The sequence below is a fragment of the Flavobacterium kingsejongi genome, assembly GCF_003076475.1.
Taxonomy (GTDB): domain Bacteria; phylum Bacteroidota; class Bacteroidia; order Flavobacteriales; family Flavobacteriaceae; genus Flavobacterium; species Flavobacterium kingsejongi.
The window spans coordinates 1,476,007-1,500,689 of the sequence record NZ_CP020919.1 but is presented as its reverse complement, the minus strand read 5'-3'; the positions used below and the strand labels follow the sequence as shown (position 1 = coordinate 1,500,689).

Here is a 24,683-nt window from a genome sequence, read left to right as displayed (position 1 = left end):
TAATGCTCTTCAAGTGCATCGCTACAAACAAATGCTATAAACGCACAAATTGAATGTATCGTACTTTTTATGCTATTTAAATCCCAAAAACTTGTTGGGAATTTGCTGTTGTAATCCGTGCAATTTCTGCTGAGGTTGTTCCATAGAGTTCCGCAAGCTTATCGGCAACGTTTACAATATAACTGCTTTCATTGCGCTTCCCACGATACGGCACTGGTGCCAGGTAAGGGGAATCCGTTTCGAGGACAATATGACTGAGGTCAATTTTTGCCAGGAACTGGTCGATCTTACCGTTCTTAAAAGTAGCCACGCCCCCAATTCCCAGTTTCATGTTACAGGATATTGCCTGTAATGCCTGTTCGTAAGTCCCGGTAAAGCAATGGAAGATTCCAAATAATGCATCGTCTTTCTCCGATTCCAATACTTCGAATACTTCATCAAAAGCATCACGGCAATGGATATTGATCGGCAATCCATACTGCTTCGCCAACTGGATCTGACGCCGGAATGCAATCTTTTGTTCTTCCAGACGCGTTTTATCCCAAAAGAGGTCAATCCCAATTTCACCGATAGCTACAAATTTTCTGCGGGCCAGTTCGGCTGCTACAAAATCGAGTTCGGCTTCATAATTATCTTTTACATAGGTAGGATGTAATCCCATCATCAGGAATACATTTTCCGGATACTGGGCTTCAATAGCATACATGCCGGACGTATACGTTGAGTCTATAGAAGGCACAAAAAGGCGTTGTACACCAGAGTCAAAGGCACGCTGCATCATAGTGTCACGATCCTGCGCAAATTCCTCGCTATAGATATGAGTATGGGTATCGGTTAAAATCATGCCGCAAAAATACGCACAAACACATAGAGTTGCAAGGATTGTTTTGGCCACCGGGGAAATAGCAGGCGGTAATCCGGAATTTTAAGGTCCAGAGGTAAATTTATCAAAGATTTGTCACACTTTTTGAATTGAATGTTTAGATTTGTGTCTGTCTAAAATCAGATTATGGAAAATTTGCCTGAAATTTTAAAGGAGAACGGTTACAAGAAAATAAAATTTAAAATTTCTAAGACTCAGCACTTGCTGATCAAAGCAAAAATCAATGATGTAGAAGGAAATTTCATCCTGGATACCGGTGCTTCCAATAGCTGTGTCGGATTTGAAAGTATCGATTATTTCAACCTGCACGCAAACGATTCCAAAACCCGTGCTGCAGGCGCAGGCGCTACCGGAATGCCGACCAAGGTTTCCGAAAACAATAACCTCAAAATGGGCCGTTGGGAATACCAGCAATTCGACTTGGTAATCTTCGACCTTTCCCATGTCAACCTTGCTTTAAAAGAGTTCAAAGCCAATCCGGTTCATGGAATCATCGGTGCGGACATCCTTCAGGAAGGAAGTGCTATTATCGATTATGCCAACAGCTGTGTATACCTCATCAAGTTAAAGAAGATTCCGGTTCAATCGGTACTTTTTTAGGTTATCTCTATCCTAATATATAAACTACAGGGTTTTGAAGATGCAAATCCAATACCCTCTATCATAAAAAAATCCCGTTCACAATACAGCGAACGGGATTTTTTTTATGAAAAGCGGATAAACTATAGTTCCAATGCTTTTTTAGGATTGTTATCCATCAATAATTCTGCTGGATTTTCCAAAGCTTCTTTAATCGCTACCAGGAATCCTACTGACTCACGGCCATCGATAATCCTGTGGTCATAAGACAAAGCAAGATACATCATTGGGTGAATTTCAACTTTACCATTTACAGCGATAGGGCGCTCAATAATGTTGTGCATCCCTAAAATCCCCGATTGTGGAGGGTTGATGATTGGCGTAGACAGCATACTTCCAAAAACACCACCATTAGAAATGGTAAAGGTTCCTCCGGTCATATCATCTACTGTAATTTGTCCGTCACGTGCACGGATTGCCAAACGTTTGATCTCCGATTCCACACCTCTGAATGTCAGGTTTTCTGCATTTCTAACCACAGGCACCATCAATCCTTTAGGACCGGAAACGGCTACCGAGATATCACAGAAATCATAAGCAATTTTATAATCACCATCGATCATAGAATTCACATCTGGATACAGTTTTAATGCTCTGGTTACCGCTTTCGTGAAGAAAGACATATATCCAAGGCCTAAACCACCGTGTTTTGCTTTAAAAGCATCTTTATATTCGTTACGGATTGCATTTACCGGAGTCATATTTACTTCGTTAAATGTAGTCAGCATCGCAGTTTCGTTTTTAGCCGATACCAAACGCTCTGCTACTTTACGACGCAACATAGACAGTTTGCTACGCTCAGAACCACGGTTTCCACCTGTTGGTGTTCCCATGGAAGGCACAGCTGCATTCACTGCATCATCTTTAGTTACTCTTCCGTCTTTTCCTGTTCCGGTAACGGTATCTGCTTTAATATTTTTCTCGTCTAATATTTTACGGGCTGCAGGTGATGGTGTTCCTGAAGCATATGTTTTTTCTGCCGCAGGAGCCGCTTTTGGCGCTTCTTCTTTCTTAGGTTCTTCTTTTTTTGCTTCTGCCTTTGGCGCTTCCTCTTTTGCCGGAGCCGCTCCACCTTCTGGTTTTGCTGCATCGGTATCGATAAGGCAAACTACTTGTCCAACTGCTACTGCATCTCCTTCTTCCGCTTTAAGCGTAATGATTCCACTGGCTTCTGCCGGAAGTTCTAATGTTGCTTTATCAGAATCTACTTCAGCAATCGCCTGGTCTTTTTCTACATAATCACCATCTTTTACTAACCAAGTTGCGATTTCAACTTCGGTGATGGATTCCCCCGGTGAAGGGACTTTCATTTCTAAAATCATATACTTTTAGTTTAGAGTTTAAAATCGTTTAAGGTTTTGAGTACACTAAAGCCTTTCTCCTTAAACTTTAAATTATTTTTTAATTGAATAAATTTTTGTCAAATACCATCGCAATAGCAGATGCGTGACGTTTTTTAGAACGGGCATAACTTCCTGCTGCCGGAGCACTATAGGCTTTTAATGAGGCCAATCGCAATTTCACTAAATCAAAGTTCATCAGCATGTAGCTGTATGCTCCCATGTTTTTAGGTTCTTCCTGTGCCCAAACATAATCATCTGCATTTGGATACTGGGCGATAATTGCTTTCAGTTGTTCCACCGGTAATGGGAATAATTGCTCTATTCTTACGAAAGCAACATCTTTTCTTCCATTAGCTTCTCTTTCAGCTACCAGGTCATAATAGAATTTACCCGTACAGAATACTAACGTTTTTACTTCTTTTGCATTTACCGCTGTATCATCCAGTACTTCCTGGAAACTACCGTTTGCAAATTCATCTACAGTAGAAACTACCGAAGGATGTCGCAACAAACTTTTTGGTGTAAATACAATCAGTGGTTTTCTATACGTTGTTTTCATCTGTCTTCTCAGCAAGTGGAAGAAGTTGGCCGGTGTAGTACAATCTGCTACAAACATATTATGGTTCGCACACAGTTGCAGGTAACGCTCCATACGTGCAGAAGAGTGCTCTGCTCCCTGCCCTTCATAACCGTGTGGCAATAACATCACCAAACCGTTCTGATTGTTCCATTTGTCTTCTGCAGCCGAAATATACTGATCCAGCATAATCTGTGCCCCGTTAGAGAAGTCACCGAATTGCGCTTCCCATATTGTCAGTGTATTAGGGCTTGCCAAAGCATAACCATAATCAAAACCTACAACACCATATTCTGAAAGCAATGAATTGAAGATATTGAATTTCCCTTTTTGGTTTTTCAATTGCTGCAATAAGATCACTTCTTCTTCTGAATCTTCTACTTTTACTACGGCATGACGGTGAGAGAATGTTCCTCTTTCCACATCCTGGCCGGAGATACGCACATCATATCCTTCGGTAAGCAAAGAACCATAGGCCAGCAATTCTGCCATTGCCCAGTCCAGCTTATCCGTATCAAAGAACATTTTCTTTCTGTCATTGATCAGTTTCTGGATCTTATTGATGAATTTTTTATCGGCAGGCAACGTCGTAATCACTTCTGCAATCTCCGTAAGAATTTCCTTAGAGAAAGCGGTATTGACTTTCTGAAGCATTTCTTCGGCATCAGCCTGCACATAACCCTGCCATTCATTTTGCATGAATGGAGTAATTACCGTCAGTTCCTTTTTACGGGAAGCTTCCAGGTTTTCATCCAAGGCCTGTTTGTACTCTTTTTCCAGTTTGCCTACATAACTATCGTCGATAATCCCTTCTGCAATTAATTTCGCAGCATAGATGTCTCTTGGATTTTCATGTGTGGCAATAATTTTATATAATTTAGGCTGTGTAAAACGAGGCTCATCACCTTCATTATGCCCATATTTCCTGTATCCTAATAAATCGATAAATACGTCGCTTCCAAACTGCATTCTATAGTCCAGAGCAAATAACATCGCATGTACTACTGCTTCAGCATCGTCAGAATTCACATGCAATACCGGAGACAAGGTTACTTTTGCCACATCAGTACAATAGGTAGAAGATCTCGCATCCAGGTAATTGGTTGTAAACCCAACCTGATTGTTAATTACCAAGTGAATAGTACCTCCGGTTTTGTAGCCGTCCAACTGTGCCATTTGCACAATTTCGTATACAATTCCCTGTCCAGCTACTGCAGCATCCCCATGTACCGCGATTGGCAATACTTTGGAAAAATCATCCGCAAAGTGACGGTCTTGTTTCGCACGGGCAATTCCTTCAATTACAGCTCCAACAGTCTCCAAATGCGATGGATTCGGTGCAAGGTTCAGGTTTATATTCTTGCCTGAGCTTGTTTTCCGGTCCGACGTAAGGCCAAGGTGGTATTTTACATCCCCGTCAAAAAGGATATCGTCATCATAATCCTTACCGTCAAATTCAGAGAATATATCTTGTGTCGATTTTCCGAAAATGTTAGCCAGTACATTAAGGCGGCCACGATGTGCCATACCCATTACAAACTGCTCCACCCCTTTTTCAGCCGCAGCTTCTATCAAGGCGTCAAGTCCCGGGATTATCGATTCACCACCCTCCAGAGAGAAACGTTTTTGCCCGACATATTTGGTATGAAGAAAGTTCTCAAAAGAAACCGCTTCATTTAATTTACTTAAAATATTCTTTTTTTGATCTGTAGAGAATTTCGGAAGATTTTCATTGATATTCAATCGCTCCTGTATCCATTTCCGCGTTTCCGGGTTACGGATGTACATGTATTCCACACCAATATGCTGGCAGTATACTTTTCTCAGGTGGTCTACGATTTGCTGCAGGCTTACTGCTGCTGAAAATCCTACTGTTTTGGCAGCATCAAAGCTCGTATTCAGGTCGGAATCCGATAGGCCGAAATTTTCCAGCTTCAGGGACGGACTGAATATACGCCGATCCCGAACCGGATTTGTTTTGGTAAACAAGTGTCCACGGGTACGGTAGCCTTCGATAAGGTTTAGTACATTAAATTCTTTTTGTAGTTTTTCAGAAATGCCGGAAATATCCGCATTGCAGGAAGCCATATCGGTAAGTTGAGCAACCGGTGCATTAGTGTCTGATCCGTAATTGACTGAGCCAAAATCAAATCCCTGAAAGAAACTTCTCCAGCTAGGCTCAACGCTATCCGGATTCTGTAAGTATTCTTCGTATAAATCCGCAAAAAATGCAGAATGTGCTGCGTTTAAAAATGAAAACCTATCCATACTATTTTGAAATGATTTCTTTTATTAAAAATTTTTATGCAAAAGTAAACTATTTATAATAATCCATTAATGTTTTTACTACATTTATATAGCGAATTAAATACAAAAGCTTTTATGAAATCTATTATTCTTACTTTTTTAACAAAATTTTACAGCCTATTATTTTTTTTATTTGTATCAAATTTAGTTTTTAGTCAAGAACAACCACAAGAAACTAATTTTTGGCAAAAAGTAAGATTTGGCGGCGGTGTAGGACTCGGTTTTGGCAATGATTATTTCAGCGGAACACTCGCTCCCGGTGCTATTTACAATTTTAATGAAATGTTCGCCGCAGGATTAGGGGTTCAGGTGAGTTATACGGATCAAAAGCACTTTTATACCTCTACTATTTATGGGGCAAGTGTCATTGGACTTTTTAATCCCATCGAACAAATCCAATTATCCCTGGAAGTAGAACAACTGCGCGTTAATCGTGAATATGAACTTTATAATACTGCCACGGCCTCTTTTAAAGATAATTTTTGGGCCACAGCACTCTTTGTAGGTGCCGGTTATCGCACCCAAAATGTTACCTTTGGAGCACGCTACAACCTCCTGCAGGACAATAGCAAAAACATCTATAGCAATGGCTTTATGCCTTTTGTCAGGGTGTATTTCTAAATTGAACTTATTTTTTACATAACTAACATACAAATTCCCAATCTTCCGCAACCTACAGCGGACCACCATCCTTTAAAAACAAGTAACCCCGAAACCATGAACAGATTTGCCCCTTTTGGAATTTTATTGATTTTAGCCTCTTGTGGGCAGCCTACAGAAAAAACAACAACCAGTTCCGCAAAAGACACCCTAACCTCCAAAATCATTGATACTGCACAGGCAGCACCTCCGACAGCAGGAACTATCATGCATGAAACTTTTAATGAAAATATCGAGCCGATTCCGGAAAATCTAAAATCGTTTGTCCCGGAAGGTTATGCGATCATGAATATCTCCACGGGCGATGCCAACCTTGACGGCCTGCCCGATACTATTATAGTCCTAAGAAAAAAATCAGAAGAAAGCACCTCCAATTTCGAAGCACAGCGACCGGACAAACGTCCTTTATTACTATTATTAGGACAGCCGGACAAGTCTTTAAAATTAATCGCCAAAAATGATAATGCCGTGTATTGCATTGACTGTGGAGGCTTATTTGGCGATCCGTTCACGGGAACAACGATTAAAAACGGCTATTTTTCTATCGAACACGGCATTTCAGGTGGACGCCACTATGAACATGTGACTACCTTCAAATATGACAAATCCAAAAAAGACTGGTTCCTCTACAAAGACCATTATGTAAGTTATAAATTAAATGATGGCAATGACCCCAATGCTGAAGCACTAACCGTTGACGAAGATAAAACGAAGACTGTAAAAGATTTTGGAAGCCTCTCTTTTGAGAAATTCAATATTTATAACAACGACGAAAAGTAAAATAAAGGCTATTAAACAGACCTATCACATGATACCTGTTTTCCTCCAACAAAAAAGAATCATGGATGCTGCAGCACTAATTAATGAGCATACTAAAATGGTACAGCAAGGCCTTTTGTCTGTTTCGGCTGAACAAAGAAAAAATCTTACAAATACACTTTTAGGGTTTTATTTCCTACTCCCAGGCTTTGAACAAACACTCAGGGATTATCTAAAAATAAATATCGATAAACAAAACCTGATCAATGACATCAAAAATGACAGGCTTGAAAAATATAGAAGTGCTATTGAAAAATGTCACGCTACATTCGATGAATACGCTGACGATTTTCAGGAAGTAGATAGAATTGACATTTTAATAATCGAAGCTTTTAGCAATGCTATATCCGATTTAAAAAACGCAGCAAACACCTTAGGCCTTTTTATAGGAATAATTGATATCTTGGATTATTATGAGGCTTTTTCAGACAACCCAGAATATTGGAATAATTTACTTGAAAATGAAATCTCATACCAGCGCGAACTCTTAGCTGGATTAAAAACAAACGAAAACCTCAACAGTCTAGGCTATCCGGAACGATACGAAACTGTACTATTCGATACCCTTTAAAAAGTAGGCTTACCCAAATCGGCACACAGCGTTAAGCAATAGAAAAACAGACGTTCATTACAATTTATTTCGGAACCACACTTTTTGCCATTCCCTTTTTAAGATCAGGAATGCCACCTGTTCCGACAAAGCAGCAATATCAGAGCCGTCGAGACTTTTAATTTGCTGTTCCGGCACGTCAATAATGTACAGCAGGTTCAAATATTCTGCAAAACGATACTGTATCAACCGGTATACTTTTTCATGCAACTGTACTTTCAATTCCTGAGGCGAAGTACTCATCGGGAAATCAATCGCTTCATTAGCCAGGTTAAAATCTTTATTTACCTGAGTGATTAACTGCAAATACAGATTTTCTTCTTCGGCTTCAGCCAATAAAAAATCCATGGTAACGGGCGCTTTATACATAGTGACTGCTTTTATTACACTTTTCGGTCCATCAGGTTTTGCCCGAATGTTTTTAGGATTTCTTTTTTGCTATCGCTGATATTGATGGTGTCCAGGGTCGCAAAAGCTTTAAAGGTATATTCCTGAATTGCCTGAAGTGTTGCTCCCGAAGCTCCCGAAGCGATAAAGATTTCTTTTACCGCATGGATTTTATCCGTAGCATCGTCCGGTTGAACCGAAAACAGGTGGAACAATTGATTTGCTTCCTCCGGGGATGAAAATTCACAGGCTTTAAGATACAAATAGGTCTTTTTATTTTCGATAATATCACCGCCTATCTGTTTTCCGAAAGTCTCCGGATCACCAAATGCATCCAGGTAATCATCCTGTAACTGAAATGCAATTCCAAGGTACAGCCCAAATTTATAGATCGCTATTGCACACTCCTCAGAAGCTCCGGCGATGATGGCGCCCATTTTCATGGCTGCAGCCACCAGCACTGCCGTTTTATATTCAATCATTTTCAGGTATTCCGGAATCGTGACATCATCGCGGTTTTCAAAATCAACATCCCATTGCTGTCCTTCGCAAACTTCCAATGCTGTTTTACTAAATACCTTTGCAAGCTCCCGAAAAATGACCGGCTCATAGTTCTCAAAATACTGATACGCCAATATCAACATGGCATCTCCCGACAGGATACCGGTATTCAGATCCCACTTCTTATGCACCGTCTCATGCCCTCTTCGCAGGGGCGCAGCATCCATGATATCATCATGTACCAAGGAGAAATTATGAAAAACCTCTACCGCCATTGCTGCGGGCAAAGCTTCCGTATAGACCGTATCGAAAATTTCGGCCGTCATTAGGGTCAATACCGGACGCATCCTTTTGCCGCCTAATGCTAAAATATACTGAATAGGTTCATATAAATTTTTAGGCTCCTGATCAATGGTCTGGCTCCCTAAATACTCCTTAAAAAACTTCTGATACTGGCTTATAGTGTGCATGAAAATAAATTTCGGCTAATTTACACTAATGTAACGGCATGACAAGGGTTAAACTACCCTATACGCCTGGTTTTTTTAGCAATTTTCAAAATGTTAAAAAATCGTAAAATAAGTACTGTTTTGCGGTCATATTTTTTGAGATAATAAAAAAAAGCGCGCTTTCCCTTTTATTCATTAATAACTCACTATTCCTCAGCCACTTCAACACTCCCTGTCTCTCGTATTTTTATTTAGAATGATTAAAGATTACTTGCGTATCAACTTCACTTCGAATACTTTTGCCAAAAATAAAAGAAAACATACCCCTTTTAGCATCATGAAAAAACATAGCATCAAAATACTACTTACGTGTCTTGTAGTATTATTCAACCTGAATTCATTCGCTCAGAATGCCATCATTCAGGGAATTGTTTCCAATATCGGCCAAACACCATTAGAGAATATCTCTATCTCGGTAAACGGCGTACCAACCACCACAACCAATACCTGGGGTGTTTTTAAAGTTACCAAACTTAAAGCAGGGATCTATACCCTAAAAATTACCGGCGTAGGGTATCTTACTCAGGAAAAAACAATTTCTATACGCACTGATGAAACCATCAATGAAGATTTTTCACTTGGTTACAACCAGGAACAATTAAGTGAAGTAGTCGTTGAAGGGGAAAAAGCCAACAAATTTTCAAGAAGCGAAAGCGAATACGTTTCGAAAATGACATTGAAAGATATTGAAAACCCACAAGTGTATAATACCATTACACAGGAACTCTTAAAAGAACAGGTGATTACTAATTTTGATGATGCCCTGAAAAATGCTCCGGGTATCGATAAATTATGGGAATCTACTGGTCGTGGTTCAGACGGTGCGGGTTATTTTTCATTACGTGGATTTGCCGTACAGCCGACAATGGTAAACGGCCTTCCCGGATTGACTAATGGTAGCCCTGACCCAGCGAATATTGACCGCATTGATGTGATCAAAGGACCTTCCGGGACATTATATGGCAGTAGCCTCATTTCCTACGGAGGACTGATCAATATCACTACAAAAAGACCTTACGACACTTTCGGTGGTAACATCTCTTATACTTCCGGCACTTATGGCCTGAACCGTATTACGATGGATATCAACACACCGCTGAATAAAGAGAAAAAAATAAACCTTCGCGTTAATGGTGCTTACCACTACGAAAACAGTTTTCAGGATGCAGGATTCAAAAAATCAATATTTGTAGCTCCTTCATTATCCTATACTGTTAATGACAAACTCTCTTTCCTTATTAATACTGAATTTTACAACGGGCGGAGTACCAACCAAACGATGCTATTCTTAGACCGTGGCGCCAAACTAAGAGTGACCAATTTAGATCAATTAGGATACGACGCCAAACGTTCTTACACGAGCAACGACCTTTACATGGACACCCCTACTTTCAACCTACAGGGGCAAATGATCTATAAAATCTCCAGTCAATGGACTTCCCAAACGGTGATCTCCAGAGCATCTACTAAATCTGATGGTTATTACTCCTATTTATATGAAGGGACACAATATACACCTGTCACCGAAGGAATTGTGTTATCACGCTACATCAGCAAACAAAATTCTGAAACTTACGGCCTTGACCTGCAACAAAATTTTATAGGGGATTTCAAAATTGGAAACATCCGAAACAGAGTAGTTGCTGGTATTGATTACTGGAATAGAAATACCGTAAACAACAATTCAGGTTATGTTGAGAATGGAAAAATATACATTGGTAACAACCTGCAACAATTTAATGATTATTTAGGCAATACCGATCCGGCTACCTATACGGATGATACTGGTATTTTGTCACAGGCAGGTACTGATGCCTTATTGGCTAATTCTCCTATTGCTCCTTCTAAAACAAAACAGGAAGTGTACAGCGCCTATGTATCCGACGTTGTAAACATTTTACCAGCACTGTCTGCTATGGCCAGTTTAAGAGTAGACCGTTTTATCAACGAAGGAGACCTTTCTACCAAAGCGGACAACTATAACCAAACAGCACTATCGCCTAAATTTGGTTTGGTATACCAGCCGATTCTGGACAAAGTATCCCTTTTCGCCAATTACATGAATGGTTTTAGCAATGTTGCACCGGTTACCACACCAGGCGGGAGAATTTATACCTTTGACCCGGAGCGTGCGAACCAGATGGAATTCGGTACAAAATTAAACCTGTTGAACAATCACCTTACAGCCACTTTCAGCTATTACAATGTAGAAGTAAGCAATACTGTACTGCAACTAAGCCCGGAAGATTATCTTCAGGATGGTAAACAAAAAAACAAAGGATTTGAAGCGAGTGTTAGCGCCAATCCAATTGAAGGGCTTAACCTTATTGCCGGTTTCAGCTACAATGACAGTAAATTAACAGATGCCGAACCAGGAAATGATTTCGCAAACAGAAGACCGGAAAGTGCTGGTCCAAGAAGCTTGGCTAATTTCTGGGCAAGCTACCGATTTGGTGCACAAACCAAACTAAGCGGATTTGGACTTGGATTTGGTGGAAACTACGCTTCTGAAAACAAAATTTTCAATAGAAATACCGCAGGTACATTCACACTACCAGAATACACGGTACTGAATGCTTCTGTTTTTTATGCAATCGATGCCTTCCAGATTACATTGAAACTGGATAACATAACCAATAAAGAATATTACAAAGGATGGTCTACGATCAGCCCTCAGCGACCGAGGATTTTTGCAGCCAACCTGTCCTATAATTTCTAACAAATATCCGGTATCGGATTAGCACAATATAGAAGGCCCGAAATCACTTTCGGGCTGATTGTGTTTTTAGCGCATCAAAAGCATCCTTCAGCAAAACCAAACCATTACAACCAAAAAAATAGCTTATTTTGAAAAAAAAGAAAAAAAAAGGTATAAAACACTGGATTGGCAAAATACACCTGTGGTTAGGCATGACTTCCGGACTCATCGTACTCTTACTTTCCGTAACCGGATGCCTCTATGTCTTTAGCGTCGAAATCACTAATGTCCTGCGCAGTGACGCAATGTACGTTACCGCTCCGGCAACCCACACCATTCCGGTAAGCCAACTTTGGGAGAATACCCAGAAAGAAATAGGCAATGACCTGAAAATCGCATCGGTCAATGTCTACAACCAGCCCGATAAAACCTGGATTTTCACCTGCTTTAAAAGAAATGAAAAAGCAGAATCGATTTTCTATTTCGGCAATATCGATTATTACAAAAGGATTTATGTCAATCCGTACACCGGTAAGATACAGGGTATTTATGATGAGAAAACAGATTTCTTCAATATCGTAAAATTCATCCACTGGAGCCTACTGCTCGACATTCCTATCGGCCAGCAAATTATTGGCTGGAGCACCTTTATTTTTGTAATCATGCTGATCACCGGAATTATACTCTGGTGGCCTAAAAATAAAGCGGCGCGCAAACAGCGTTTTAAATTCCAATGGAAAAAAGACACCCAATGGAAACGCAAGAATTACGACATTCATAATATCTTTGGATTCTATATTGCTGCAATCGCATTAGTAATTGCTTTTACAGGTATGATATGGGCCTTTAGCTGGTTCCAGTCCATTGTATATGTCGCCGGATCAGGTAGCCTTACACCTCCCGACATTAAGCAGGGCACTTCAGTTATCACTACAGCCCCTAAAGTTAGCGCTATTGATAGTGCATTTGTAAAAGTGAAACAAAAACACCTTACGGCCGATGCCTTCAATTTATCAATGCCTGCCGATAGTACCGGGGCAATCAGCGCTTACATCCAACAATACCGAGATGCTTATTATGTAAATCATTCGATGCAATTTGACCAATACAGCGGAAAATTGCTGGTAGAGCGCAATCAGGACGCTAAAAATTTTGGTGAAAAACTAATTACCGCCAATTACGATATCCATGTAGGGGCAATATTAGGCATCCCGGGAAAGATCATGGCATTCATCGGCAGTTTCATTTGCGGGATGTTACCGGTAACCGGATTTTTAATATGGTATGGAAGAAAGTTCAAAAAGAAAACGAATAAACGATAAATTTTCAGGAACTTTATCCCTCACCTAATCCAGATCTTATGAAAAAAACAGCCCTCTTCCTATTCTTGTCCTCACTATTCGTAGCTTGTGATTCCGACAGCACTCAAGTGGTCAAAGTAGATCACAAGTACAGTTTGGAGATTCCATCATCAATGTCCGAAAACAATGAACTGAATGAAGATGCCTCTTTAGGTTATCAAAATTTATTTCAGGAACTCTATGTCATTGTAATTGACGAAAACAAAAATGAGTATTATGATGTCATTAAAGAAAATGGGCTGGACGAAAAGTATACGCTGAATTTAGAAGGCTATTCCAATCTCATTTTAAAGAACATGACATCCACCATGAAAGATCCTGTTATTTCAGATCCTGATCTGACAAAGATCAATGGCATGGACGCCCGTACTGTGACCATCATGGGAACAGTTGATGGTCTTGATATTTATTGGGTCATGAGTTTTATAGAAGGCCGTAAACAATTTTACCAGATAATGTCGTGGACACTCGCTTCCAAGAAAGAGGCTCACAAAGCAAAATTAGAGAAGATGGTTCGATCCCTTAAAGAACTGGATCGCAGCGTAACGAAATAATACGATCCTTATATACTAATAAAGGCTCTTCGCAATGAAGAGCCTTTATAGTTTATCTTAGTTTCTGTTGACTAAAGCATCCGACGACCAGGTTTTTACATTGGCAACCCTGCTGTCAGAATAATCCACTTCGCTGAGTTTATCATTATTCCAGAAAAACCATTTTCCAGTTTTGGTACCGGAAGCATATTCTCCTATAGATTTTTTATTTCCACTCTCATCATAAGTAATCCACTTACCATCGAGCTTACCATCTTTATAAAATCCCTGTTGTTGTACTTTTCCATTTTCATAGAAATAAGTTGCTTTTACACTACCGTTTACAATCTCATATTTTGGTTTTACTTCATTTTGCGCAAAAATTACACCTGACACCAAAATAGCTCCTAATATCATATACTTTTTCATCTTTTTGATTTTTTAATTTTACATTAGCCTAACAAATATAAATATTAATTTACATTAAAGATGCTTTCACATAACAATTTAGTAACATTGAAGTAAAACTTAACATTGGGATTTTTACCCGACAGGCGAAAATGCCCGCCATTACACTAACAAAGCCCATAATCAGACAAGTTCCATATTGTGTTTTTATTATTAATTTTTTGGTGTTTTAAAAAAATTAATAGGTAATTGTGACCATATTAAGAACATTTTTATACATTTGACATACTAATCTAATCTTATTATTTATGAAAAAAGTGTTATTTGCCTTGTCAGTAATTGGTTTAACTGCGATGGTATCTTGTAAAAAAGACGAATCTAAAGTAGAAGAAGTAACTACTACAGAAGTAAATTCTCCAACTGAAGAAGCGCCTGTGGTAGAACAAACTACAGAAACAACGGTTGCAGTTCCAAAATTCAGCAATGACGAAGTTCAGAAGTTAGCGAATGAATATGCTGACTATTATGCTCAAGTTCTTGCTGCTACAAAAGCTGGTGATGCTACAAAAATCAAAGAACTTCAGACTAAAGGAGCAGAATGGGCTACAAAAACTCAGGCACTTGCTGCTAAAATGACTCCGGAAGATGCCAAAAAATGGGCTGAATTCGCTCAGGCACTTGCTACTGCACAAACTGGAAAATAATATACTCCTTTTCTGTATCATAAAAGCCGCCTTCGGGTGGCTTTATTGTTTTTATACCATAGGACTTGTAACAACAGGCCAGCAACATAGACCACAGCATTGTATTTAAAAGCATAGCATTACCCTGAAAATGCAATTATGCACTTTATAATTTACATTTCATCATCCATAATTGACAATTATCATTAAATTTGCGATCTAAAATTTCGTTATAATGTATAGAAGTCATAATTGTGGAGCGTTGAATGCATCACATATCAATCAAGAAGTAACATTAGCTGGCTGGGTTCAGAAATCACGTGATAAAGGTTTTATGGCATGGGTCGATTTAAGAGACCGCTATGGTGTAACCCAATTGATTTTTGACACTGCACGCACCGAAGCCAGTGTTTTTGAGGCTGCCAAAACCTTAGGCCGTGAATTTGTAATTCAGGTAAAAGGAACCGTTATCGAACGGGAATCCAAAAACAAAAACATGCCTACTGGTGAAATTGAAATTTTAGTTTCAGAACTGACCATCCTTAACGCTGCCCTTACCCCTCCATTCACTATTGAAGATGATACCGATGGCGGCGAAGATATCCGTATGAAATACCGTTACCTGGATATCCGAAGAAATCCGGTAAAAAACAGCTTGCTTTTCAGGCATAAAGTAGCGATGGAAGTTCGAAAATACCTTTCGGACCTGGATTTCTGCGAAGTGGAAACACCTTACCTGATCAAATCGACTCCGGAAGGAGCTCGTGATTTCGTAGTCCCTTCCCGTATGAATGAAGGCCAGTTTTATGCATTGCCACAATCACCACAAACCTTCAAACAATTATTGATGGTGGGCGGTATGGATAAATATTTCCAAATTGTAAAATGTTTCCGCGATGAAGACCTGCGTGCAGACCGCCAACCGGAATTCACACAGATCGATTGTGAAATGGCTTTTGTAGAACAGGAAGACATCCTGGATGTATTTGAAGGCCTTACGCGACACCTGTTATTAGAAATAAAAGGAATTGCTGTAGACAAGTTCCCAAGAATGACCTACGATCATGCTATGAAAACTTATGGCAATGACAAACCGGACATTCGTTTCGGAATGGAATTTGGGGAACTGAACGCCGTAGCACAACATAAAGAATTCAGCGTTTTCAACAGTGCCGAATTGGTGGTAGGAATCGCTGTCCCTAAAGCTGGAGAATATACCCGAAAAGAAATTGACGGCCTTATAGAATGGATCAAACGCCCACAGGTTGGTGCCAGTGGTATGGTCTATGTAAAATGCAATGAAGACGGCACCTACAAATCATCTGTAGACAAGTTTTACGACCAGGAGGATTTAGCGCAATGGGCAAAAATTACAGGTGCGAAACCAGGCGACATGATCTTTGTACTTTCAGGACCTGCTAATAAAACCCGCGTACAGCTTAGCGCACTCCGTATGGAATTAGCCACACGATTGGGCTTGCGTAACCCGGAAGTATTTGCTCCGTTATGGGTTGTTGATTTCCCACTGCTGGAACTTGATGAAGAAAGCGGAAGATACCATGCGATGCACCATCCTTTCACCTCACCAAAACCGGAAGATATGGCCTTACTGGAAACCGATCCCGGAAAAGTGCGCGCCAATGCTTATGATATGGTATTGAATGGAAATGAAATCGGTGGTGGATCCATCCGTATTCATGATAAAGCGACACAACAACTGATGTTTAAATATTTAGGATTTACCGAAGATGAGGCAAAAGCCCAGTTTGGATTCCTGATGGATGCTTTCCAGTTTGGCGCACCACCTCATGGTGGACTTGCTTTTGGACTTGACAGGCTGGTTGCAATCTTAGGTGGCCAGGAGACCATTCGTGATTTCATCGCTTTCCCTAAAAACAATTCAGGACGTGATGTTATGATTGATGCTCCGGCAGCGATTGACACAAAACAACTGCAGGAACTCCATATTAAACTCGCATAAAAGAGAACAATAGTATTATTTTCAAAGGCCTCAAACGATGTTTGAGGCCTTTTTGTATACCAGAAAATCCAATTGAATCTAACATCAAAACTTTTACTATATTTGACTGGTTACTAACTTTTTAAACCCAAACACAAATGCATAAAATCCTTACATTTTTTTTACTTTTCCCCCTAATTACATTCGCCCAAACCAAAACCTATAATGGAGTCATAAAAGATATGACTACTAATGAACCCATACCCTCTGTTTCAGTAACACTCCTAAACTCTAATATTGGCACTATTACTAACGAAGAAGGAAACTTTAGGATCACCGTCCCTGAAGATTCCAAAACATTAAATCTAAGCCACTTAAGCTATAAGCCTTACACCATCGAGTTGGAAAAAATGGCAGGTACATCCGAGCTGTTCCTGGAGCCTTCTGCTTTTGATCTGGAAGAAGTTATGATCCTCGATAAACCCGCAGACAAAGTGTTAGCCGATGTAATTGCTGCCTCCAAAAATAAACTGGACAAATCATTAGTACTCCATACCTATTACCGTGAGTTCGGGAAGGTTAATGGTATTTTCAACAACTTCTCCGATGGATTGCTGGACTATTATATCAAAAAGAAAAATGGATCCGCAGACCTCTTTGTCAAACAGAGCCGGGCTTACCAACCTAAAGAAATTGATGAAGAGCAGAAATCCGCCTATGAAGCGATCCCTGTATTCGATGTTAGGGATGCCGTTTCCAATGCCTACAATTTGAAGCGTCTCAGCAAATTACTGGACACCAAAAAATATGATTTTGAAATTAAAACCAAAAGCGGAAAAAATGGGCAAACCATAGCTGTTGCGATTATTACACCAAAAGCAGAAATCAAGGAAGCACTCTTAGAAGGCACCGTAAGTTACGACCTGAAAACCAAACTCATACTTGAAATTGACCTCAAAAGAGCACCCGGCCACCAACAGTATATTAAAGAAATGAATTTACTCCTGTTTCGGGTCACATTCCTGGATGAATACCGAAAATCATCTTTTAAAATTGAAGGCAACCAGTACATCATGATGTACAACCAGAACCGGGTAACAATCAGGATCAAAACGAAAAAAATCAATGATACCTTTGAACTGTACAGCGATATTATGACCATGGACTATAAAGAAGGCATCTTTGAACTCGATAAAAAGCAGCGCTACAAAGAAAAAAACCTCTTTCCACTGGGTAAAAATTATACCTCGGAATATTGGAAAACAGATAATATTATCCTGCTAACAAATGAAGAAGACAAAGTTTTGAAAACGCTAAAATAAAAGTGTCAAAATCCCATTGTCAAATACGAATTAAACAGGCCTGTATTCTTTAAAACTTAACAGTCAATCCCTTGCAGGCATTGAAAAAAATTAAATGGATTGGGAAATAAACATTTTTTTTTCATTTTTTTAACAGTGAATTGCCTTTTGTATTATAATAAAGATTACATTTGTTAATTATAAATTATTATTACTATTACAATGCGTACAGGTACAGTTAAATTTTTCAATGAATCAAAAGGTTACGGATTCATTACAGACGAAGAAACAGGAAAAGACATTTTCGTTCATGCATCAGGAATCAGAGCGGAAGAATTACGCGAAGGTGACAGAGTTAGCTACGAAGAAGAAGAAGGAAGAAAAGGTAAAGTTGCTGCACAAGTTGCAGTTCTTGAAGACTAATATATAGAATACTATTTTTAGTTACCCTCCCCAAATCAGGAAACCGCCTCATTCAATTGAGGCGGTTTTTTTTTGCCCCTGTTTTACGGGAATATCTCGTAAATACAGGCATAATTGTCAATTACATAATTTTATTTTATTATTTTTATTCATTCTAAATTAAAATTAATCTAATAACGAATACTATTGAAATCCTTAACTTGCGTTTTCAATAATGCCCCGTATATTTGTGGTTATTATCTACATTAAATGTAAATATTTTATGCAAACAACTCAAATTGACTACTTCCCTATACTGATGCAGATGATTCTCGCGGTTGGATTTGTAGTAGGAACCATAATCGTGTCCAGTTTTTTAGGACCGAAAAGGCACTCCGCCAATAAAGACAAGAACTTTGAATGTGGTGTCGAATCTATTGGAAATGCGCGTGTTCCGTTCTCTGTTAAATACTTTTTAGTAGCAATTTTATTCGTATTATTCGATGTGGAAGTAATTTTCATGTACCCATGGGCTGTTAATTTCAGGGATATGGGATTTGAAGGATTACTAAAAATGGGCATCTTTATGTTTCTTTTAATCGTAGGATTTTTCTACGTGATGAAGAAAAAAGGATTGGAGTGGGAATAATCAAATTATCATAAGTGACGGATTTTAAAACAGCATAGCGTCGAGAACAATCAAAAGCGCTTTTTTAAAATTCAAAAACAACAACACCATGAGTGATTCATCAAAAATAAACACAAATGCAGCAGCACCGGATGGTTATACCGGTGAAGGCTTTTTTGCCACAAAACTGGATTCTGTAGTCGGGATGGCAAGAGCCAATTCCCTATGGCCGTTACCATTTGCGACTTCATGCTGTGGTATCGAGTTCATGGCCACTATGGCTTCCCATTATGACGTAGCCCGTTTCGGATCAGAGCGTATGAGTTTCTCTCCACGACAGGCAGATATGTTATTGGTTATGGGAACCATTGCTAAAAAAATGGCTCCGATCTTACGGCAGGTATACGAACAAATGGCAGAACCACGATGGGTTATTGCTGTAGGTGCCTGTGCTTCTTCGGGTGGTATCTTTGACACGTACTCTGTTTTACAGGGAATTGACAAAATTATCCCAGTTGACGTTTACGTTCCCGGGTGCCCACCAAGACCGGAACAAATTCTGGACGGCATCATGAAACTCCAGGATTTAGTACGATCAGAATCTGTACGAAGACGTAGTTCTCCTGAATATACCGAACTATTAGCTTCCTACAACATACAGTAATAAAATGGCTTTAGAAAACTCCGTAATACAAAATAAGCTGACTCATAAATTTGATACCCTGGTATCTGAATTTGTACAGCTGCACGATATCCTTACTTTTGAAGTAAATGCCGACTCCATACTGGATGTGATGAAATTCCTGAAAGAAGATAGCGAATTACGCTTTAACTTCCTGACAGACGTTTGTGGAATTCACTATCCTGATAATGAAGCCCACCGCCAGTTTACAGTGGTGTACCACATGCACAATTGGTATGATAATGTAAGAATACGAATCAAATGTTTCCTGAGCGCCGATAACCCGGAGATCGATACCGTAACCGGATTGTTCCTGAGTGCTAACTGGCAGGAAAGAGAAACCTATGATTTTTACGGGATTATTTTTAAAGGTCATCCACAGCTGAAACGTATCCTGAATATGGACGAAATGGTTTCTTTCCCAATGCGGAAGGAATTCCCGCTGGAAGATGGCGGAAGAACCGACAAAGATGACAGGTTCTTTGGAAGAACAACAGATAATTGCTAATAATGCACCTGAAGAAAAACTAAAATGTCAGACTTATTACTACCCCCGGAATTACGATATGCCGATATCATAAAAAAAAGGCAGAATGAAGACGGAAGCGAGCTTTCGATACTGAATTTAGGCCCTACACACCCGGCGACACACGGTATTTTTCAGAATATCCTATTGATGGATGGTGAAAGAATCGTGGATGGCGAAGGAACTGTTGGGTACATTCACCGGGCATTCGAAAAAATTGCAGAAAACAGGCCTTTTTACCAAATCACACCACTTACGGACCGTATGAACTACTGTTCTTCCCCTATCAACAATATGGGATGGTGGATGACACTGGAAAAAGCACTTAATATAGAAGTTCCAAAAAGAGTACAATACCTTAGGGTCATTATCATGGAGCTGGCACGAATTGCCGACCACATCATTTGCAACTCTGTACTGGGAGTAGACACCGGAGCATTAACCGGTTTCTTATATGTTTTCCAGTACCGTGAAAAAATCTACGAAATTTACGAAGAAATCTGCGGCGCCCGACTGACCACTAACATGGGAAGAATCGGTGGTTTTGAAAGAGACTGGAGCCCTGCTGCCTTCCGTAAAATCAACGAATTCCTGGAAGAGTTTCCTGCAATATGGAGCGAATTCGAGAATTTGCTTTCCCGTAACCGAATTTTCATGGACCGTACGATAGACGTAGGCCCAATTTCTGCAGAAAGAGCAGTAAGTTATGGCTTTACAGGCCCTAACCTTCGTGCTACCGGTGTAGATTACGATATTCGTGTGATGCAGCCTTACAGTTCTTATGAGGATTTTGAATTCAATATCCCTGTAGGAAAATCGGGAGATACCTATGACCGTTTCTGCGTGCGTAATGCCGAAGTATGGGAAAGTATCAGCATCATCAAACAGGCATTGGCAAAATTGCCGGAAGGCCCTTTTCATGCTGATGTGCCGGATTATTACCTTCCGCCAAAAGATGAAGTTTACCATAATATGGAAGCACTGATTTACCACTTTAAAATCGTAATGGGAGAAGTTCCCGTTCCGGTAACCGAAGTATACCATCCTGTAGAAGGAGGTAATGGTGAATTAGGATTCTACCTGATTACAAACGGAAGCCGTACACCGTACCGACTTCACTTTAGAAGACCGTGTTTTATTTATTACCAGGCTTTTAATGAAATGGTCAAAGGACAGATGCTTTCTGATGCCATTGCCACTTTATCAAGCCTTAATGTTATAGCCGGCGAATTAGACGCCTAAGAATATGAAACATTCCAACGTAAAACAAATAATCAATATAGATGCGAAGCTTACAGACCGCATCAATGAATTGTTGAGCCACTACCCTGCCGATAAAAAGAAATCTGCATTATTGCCTATTCTTCATGACGTACAGGATGCTCACGATAACTGGCTGAGTATTGAACTGATGGACAAAGTCGCTGAGATCCTTGAGATCAAACCGATTGAAGTCTATGAGGTAGTGTCATTCTATACGATGTACAATCAGCAGCCTATCGGAAAATATATGTTTGAATTCTGTCGTACTTCCTGCTGCTGCCTTCGTGGTGCAGAAGACCTGATGGAATATACTTGTGACAAACTGGGAATCCAGGAAGGTGAAACTACCCCTGACGGTAATTTTACGGTTGTAGGTGTAGAATGCCTTGGCGCCTGTGGTTACGCTCCAATGATGCAATTGGGCGACTTCTATAAAGAGCACCTTACCAAAGAAAAAATAGATCAGCTGATTGACGATTGCAAAGACAACAAAATCAGTTTACACTAATAATAGCTATCATGTCAAAAAAAATATTATTAGACCAAATCAATATTCCGGGTATTAAAACCTACGAAGTCTACCGTCAGAATGGTGGTTATGCTTCTGTAGAAAAAGCCCTGAAAACCATGACCCCGGATGATATCGTGAATGAAGTGAAAGCTTCCGGTCTAAAAGGCCGTGGTGGTGCCGGATTCCCAATGGGAATGAAATGGAGTTTTATCGATAAAAAATCCGGTAACCCAAGACACCTGGTTTGCAATGCCGATGAATCGGAGCCGGGAACTTTTAAGGACCGTTACCTGATGGAGCATATCCCCCACCTTTTAGTGGAAGGTATGATTACTGCCAGTTTCGCCCTGGAAGCCCATTTATCCTACATCTATATCCGTGGGGAATACATGTGGGTGTACAAAATACTGGAAAAAGCCATTAAGGAAGCATATGCTGCTGGATGGTTAGGAAAAAATATATTAGGTACCGGTTATGACCTGGACCTTCACGTACATTGTGGTGCGGGTGCTTACATCTGTGGAGAGGAAACTGCCCTGATCGAATCACTGGAAGGCAAAAGGGGTAACCCACGTATCAAACCACCGTTCCCTGCGATTAGCGGTCTTTGGGCCAATCCTACCGTAGTGAATAATGTGGAATCGATTTCAGCAGTGCCATGGATTGTGAATAACACCGGGGCGGAATATGCTAAAATTGGAACGGAAAAATCTACAGGGACCAAATTAATTTCTGCTTCAGGACATATTAAGAATCCGGGAGTTTATGAAATCGAATTAGGCATCAGTGTAGATGAATTTATCAATTCCGACCAGTACCTTGGTGGAATGATTGACAGCCGCCCTTTGAAAGCGCTCGTACCGGGAGGTTCTTCTGTGCCTATATTACCTGCACACCTGATTTATAAAACGGCTAACGGTGATGATCGTATGATGTCTTATGAATCATTGAGTGATGGTGGTTTCGCTACAGGATCCATGTTAGGATCCGGAGGTTTTATTGTGTATAACGATACCGCTTGTGTGGTTCGTAATACCTGGAACTTCTCCCGTTTCTACCACCACGAAAGCTGTGGGCAATGTTCCCCATGCCGTGAAGGAACCGGATGGCTTGAAAAAGTATTGCATCGCATTGAAAACGGCCATGGCCGTGAAGAAGATATTGAATTGCTTTGGGACATCCAGAGAAAAATTGAAGGGAACACCATTTGTCCATTGGGTGATGCCGCAGCCTGGCCGGTTGCCGCAGCCATCCGTCATTTCAGGGACGAATTTGAATACCATGTACGTTTCCCTGAAAAAGTAAAAAACAGAGACCATTATGTTGCTGAGCCTTTTGAACAAGTAAAGCACCTGGTTTCAAAAGTAACGGTATAATAGTCGAGAGCCTTAAAGTTGAAAGTCATGAGTGTATTCCGTATCCTCAGGCTTTAAAGAAAAATGTAGTATGAAAGTAACAATAGACGGTCAAAGTATAGAAGTAGCGCCAGGAACCACTATCCTGCAGGCTGCACGAATGATTGGCGGGGAATCCGTTCCACCGGCAATGTGCTACTATTCCAAACTAAAAGGAAGCGGCGGAAAATGCCGCGCCTGCCTGGTAGAAGTTTCCAAAGGAAGTGAAGCTGATCCAAGACCCATGCCTAAATTAATGGCTTCCTGTGTAACCGGAATTATGGAAGGTATGGAAGTGAATAGCATCTCTTCAGAACGTGTGGTAGATGCGCGTAAATCGGTAACTGAATTTTTACTGATCAACCACCCATTGGATTGCCCGGTATGTGACCAGGCCGGAGAATGTGATTTGCAGAACCTGAGCTTTAAACACGGGAAATCAAAAACCCGTTATATTGAAGAAAAAAGAACATTCGAACCGGAAAATATCGGCCCGAATATCCAGCTTCACATGAACCGTTGTATTTTATGTTACCGTTGTGTAATGGTAGCCGACCAATTGACGGACAATCGTGTGCACGGAGTTATGGATCGTGGGGATCATTCCAACATTTCTACCTGTATTTCCAAAGCCATCGATAATGAGTTCTCCGGTAATATGATTGACGTATGCCCGGTTGGTGCATTGACTGATAAAACATTCCGTTTCAAACAGCGTGTATGGTTCAACAAACCATACAATGCACACAGGGATTGCGACAAATGTTGCGGTAAAACTACAGTTTGGATGTTTGGTGACGAAATCCAAAGGGTAACCGGACGTAAGGACGAGTACCATGAAGTAGAAGAATTCATCTGCAACGAATGCCGTTTTGACCATAAAGATCCTAAAGACTGGGTGATTGAAGGGCCTCGTAAATTTGAAAAAGATTCAGTAATCAACCAAAATAACTATACCAGTAAACTGGATACAGTTGTTATTGAAACTGAAAAAAATATATTAAAAGGGCGTGACCAGGATCGTAAAAAGATCAGTATGCCTGCGGTTCCACTGGACCAACACGAAGAAGAAGTTTTTAAAAAAGGAAACGTTTAAGC

24 protein-coding genes are annotated in these 24,683 nt (G+C 40.1%); 18 read left to right on the top strand and 6 right to left on the bottom strand.

The window, feature by feature from the left end; genetic code table 11:
• Window positions 1-76: 76 nt before the first annotated feature.
• Entirely contained in the window at window positions 77-844 is a 768-nt protein-coding gene (locus FK004_RS06405; protein WP_108736522.1) for a TatD family hydrolase, read from the bottom strand.
• A 165-nt stretch (window positions 845-1,009) separates the two neighbouring features.
• On the opposite strand from FK004_RS06405, the gene FK004_RS06400 reads away from it, so the two are divergent.
• The gene (locus FK004_RS06400) at window positions 1,010-1,483 is read left to right on the top strand and encodes a retropepsin-like aspartic protease (protein ID WP_108736521.1); all 474 of its coding nucleotides are present in this window, start codon (window positions 1,010-1,012) and stop codon (window positions 1,481-1,483) included.
• A gap of 122 nt (window positions 1,484-1,605) precedes the next feature.
• Here FK004_RS06400 and odhB read toward each other — a convergent pair whose 3' ends face one another.
• Together odhB and FK004_RS06390 are read right to left on the bottom strand one after the other, a co-directional pair.
• Window positions 1,606-2,844 carry a 2-oxoglutarate dehydrogenase complex dihydrolipoyllysine-residue succinyltransferase gene (gene odhB / locus FK004_RS06395; RefSeq protein ID WP_108736520.1) on the bottom strand — a complete coding sequence of 413 codons (1,239 nt, stop codon included), beginning with the start codon at window positions 2,842-2,844 and terminating at the stop codon, window positions 1,606-1,608.
• A gap of 79 nt (window positions 2,845-2,923) precedes the next feature.
• Window positions 2,924-5,710 (bottom strand): 2-oxoglutarate dehydrogenase E1 component, encoded by a 2,787-nt coding sequence (locus FK004_RS06390; RefSeq protein WP_108736519.1) that lies wholly within the window; start codon window positions 5,708-5,710, stop codon window positions 2,924-2,926.
• Between the two features lie 114 nt (window positions 5,711-5,824).
• Between FK004_RS06390 and FK004_RS06385 the strand changes: the two genes are divergently transcribed.
• From FK004_RS06385 to FK004_RS06375, 3 genes are all read left to right on the top strand, one after another.
• Window positions 5,825-6,370: a hypothetical protein gene (locus FK004_RS06385; protein ID WP_108738770.1), complete on the top strand. Its 546-nt coding sequence runs from the start codon at window positions 5,825-5,827 to the stop codon at window positions 6,368-6,370.
• A gap of 96 nt (window positions 6,371-6,466) precedes the next feature.
• Window positions 6,467-7,189 carry a hypothetical protein gene (locus FK004_RS06380; RefSeq protein WP_108736518.1) on the top strand — a complete coding sequence of 241 codons (723 nt, stop codon included), beginning with the start codon at window positions 6,467-6,469 and terminating at the stop codon, window positions 7,187-7,189.
• 61 nt (window positions 7,190-7,250) lie between these two features.
• The gene (locus FK004_RS06375) at window positions 7,251-7,799 is read left to right on the top strand and encodes a hypothetical protein (protein ID WP_157956046.1); all 549 of its coding nucleotides are present in this window, start codon (window positions 7,251-7,253) and stop codon (window positions 7,797-7,799) included.
• Between the two features lie 57 nt (window positions 7,800-7,856).
• Here the strand turns inward: FK004_RS06375 and FK004_RS06370 are convergent, their stop codons facing one another.
• Both FK004_RS06370 and FK004_RS06365 read right to left on the bottom strand, forming a co-directional pair.
• The gene (locus tag FK004_RS06370; protein WP_108736516.1) at window positions 7,857-8,207 is read right to left on the bottom strand and encodes a hypothetical protein; all 351 of its coding nucleotides are present in this window, start codon (window positions 8,205-8,207) and stop codon (window positions 7,857-7,859) included.
• A gap of 14 nt (window positions 8,208-8,221) precedes the next feature.
• Window positions 8,222-9,196: a polyprenyl synthetase family protein gene (locus tag FK004_RS06365; protein ID WP_108736515.1), complete on the bottom strand. Its 975-nt coding sequence runs from the start codon at window positions 9,194-9,196 to the stop codon at window positions 8,222-8,224.
• Between the two features lie 316 nt (window positions 9,197-9,512).
• Here FK004_RS06365 and FK004_RS06360 point away from each other — a divergent pair, with 316 nt between their 5' ends.
• From FK004_RS06360 to FK004_RS06350, 3 genes are all read left to right on the top strand, one after another.
• On the top strand, window positions 9,513-11,954 hold the full coding sequence (locus tag FK004_RS06360) for a TonB-dependent receptor (RefSeq protein ID WP_108738769.1): 2,442 nt from the start codon (window positions 9,513-9,515) through the stop codon (window positions 11,952-11,954).
• 128 nt (window positions 11,955-12,082) lie between these two features.
• Entirely contained in the window at window positions 12,083-13,255 is a 1,173-nt protein-coding gene (locus tag FK004_RS06355) for a PepSY-associated TM helix domain-containing protein (RefSeq protein ID WP_227871681.1), read from the top strand.
• 38 nt (window positions 13,256-13,293) lie between these two features.
• A complete protein-coding gene (locus FK004_RS06350) occupies window positions 13,294-13,848 on the top strand; it encodes a hypothetical protein (RefSeq protein WP_157956045.1) in 555 nt (184 codons plus the stop codon).
• Between the two features lie 57 nt (window positions 13,849-13,905).
• Here FK004_RS06350 and FK004_RS06345 read toward each other — a convergent pair whose 3' ends face one another.
• Window positions 13,906-14,256, bottom strand: coding sequence for a toxin-antitoxin system YwqK family antitoxin (locus tag FK004_RS06345; RefSeq protein ID WP_108736512.1), 351 nt, complete (start codon window positions 14,254-14,256; stop codon window positions 13,906-13,908).
• Window positions 14,257-14,543: 287 nt separating this feature from the next.
• Between FK004_RS06345 and FK004_RS06340 the strand changes: the two genes are divergently transcribed.
• From FK004_RS06340 to FK004_RS06290, 11 genes are all read left to right on the top strand, one after another.
• On the top strand, window positions 14,544-14,939 hold the full coding sequence (locus tag FK004_RS06340) for a hypothetical protein (RefSeq protein ID WP_108736511.1): 396 nt from the start codon (window positions 14,544-14,546) through the stop codon (window positions 14,937-14,939).
• Between the two features lie 214 nt (window positions 14,940-15,153).
• Window positions 15,154-16,899, top strand: coding sequence for an aspartate--tRNA ligase (gene aspS / locus FK004_RS06335; protein ID WP_108736510.1), 1,746 nt, complete (start codon window positions 15,154-15,156; stop codon window positions 16,897-16,899).
• A 137-nt stretch (window positions 16,900-17,036) separates the two neighbouring features.
• A complete protein-coding gene (locus tag FK004_RS06330) occupies window positions 17,037-18,200 on the top strand; it encodes a carboxypeptidase-like regulatory domain-containing protein (RefSeq protein ID WP_108736509.1) in 1,164 nt (387 codons plus the stop codon).
• A 201-nt stretch (window positions 18,201-18,401) separates the two neighbouring features.
• On the top strand, window positions 18,402-18,602 hold the full coding sequence (locus FK004_RS06325; RefSeq protein ID WP_027310289.1) for a cold-shock protein: 201 nt from the start codon (window positions 18,402-18,404) through the stop codon (window positions 18,600-18,602).
• Between the two features lie 262 nt (window positions 18,603-18,864).
• On the top strand, window positions 18,865-19,230 hold the full coding sequence (locus FK004_RS06320; protein WP_108736508.1) for an NADH-quinone oxidoreductase subunit A: 366 nt from the start codon (window positions 18,865-18,867) through the stop codon (window positions 19,228-19,230).
• An 88-nt stretch (window positions 19,231-19,318) separates the two neighbouring features.
• Complete coding sequence (locus tag FK004_RS06315; protein WP_108736507.1) at window positions 19,319-19,873, top strand: NADH-quinone oxidoreductase subunit B; 555 nt, start codon at window positions 19,319-19,321, stop codon at window positions 19,871-19,873.
• Window positions 19,874-19,877: 4 nt separating this feature from the next.
• Window positions 19,878-20,399: an NADH-quinone oxidoreductase subunit C gene (locus FK004_RS06310; RefSeq protein WP_108736506.1), complete on the top strand. Its 522-nt coding sequence runs from the start codon at window positions 19,878-19,880 to the stop codon at window positions 20,397-20,399.
• A gap of 24 nt (window positions 20,400-20,423) precedes the next feature.
• Window positions 20,424-21,659 (top strand): NADH-quinone oxidoreductase subunit D, encoded by a 1,236-nt coding sequence (locus tag FK004_RS06305; RefSeq protein WP_108736505.1) that lies wholly within the window; start codon window positions 20,424-20,426, stop codon window positions 21,657-21,659.
• A 4-nt stretch (window positions 21,660-21,663) separates the two neighbouring features.
• Window positions 21,664-22,188 (top strand): complex I 24 kDa subunit family protein, encoded by a 525-nt coding sequence (locus tag FK004_RS06300; protein WP_108736504.1) that lies wholly within the window; start codon window positions 21,664-21,666, stop codon window positions 22,186-22,188.
• Window positions 22,189-22,199: 11 nt separating this feature from the next.
• Window positions 22,200-23,567, top strand: coding sequence for an NADH-quinone oxidoreductase subunit NuoF (nuoF, locus tag FK004_RS06295; protein ID WP_108736503.1), 1,368 nt, complete (start codon window positions 22,200-22,202; stop codon window positions 23,565-23,567).
• 70 nt (window positions 23,568-23,637) lie between these two features.
• The gene (locus FK004_RS06290; RefSeq protein ID WP_108736502.1) at window positions 23,638-24,681 is read left to right on the top strand and encodes an NADH-quinone oxidoreductase subunit G; all 1,044 of its coding nucleotides are present in this window, start codon (window positions 23,638-23,640) and stop codon (window positions 24,679-24,681) included.
• The last annotated feature ends 2 nt before the right edge of the window (window positions 24,682-24,683 follow it).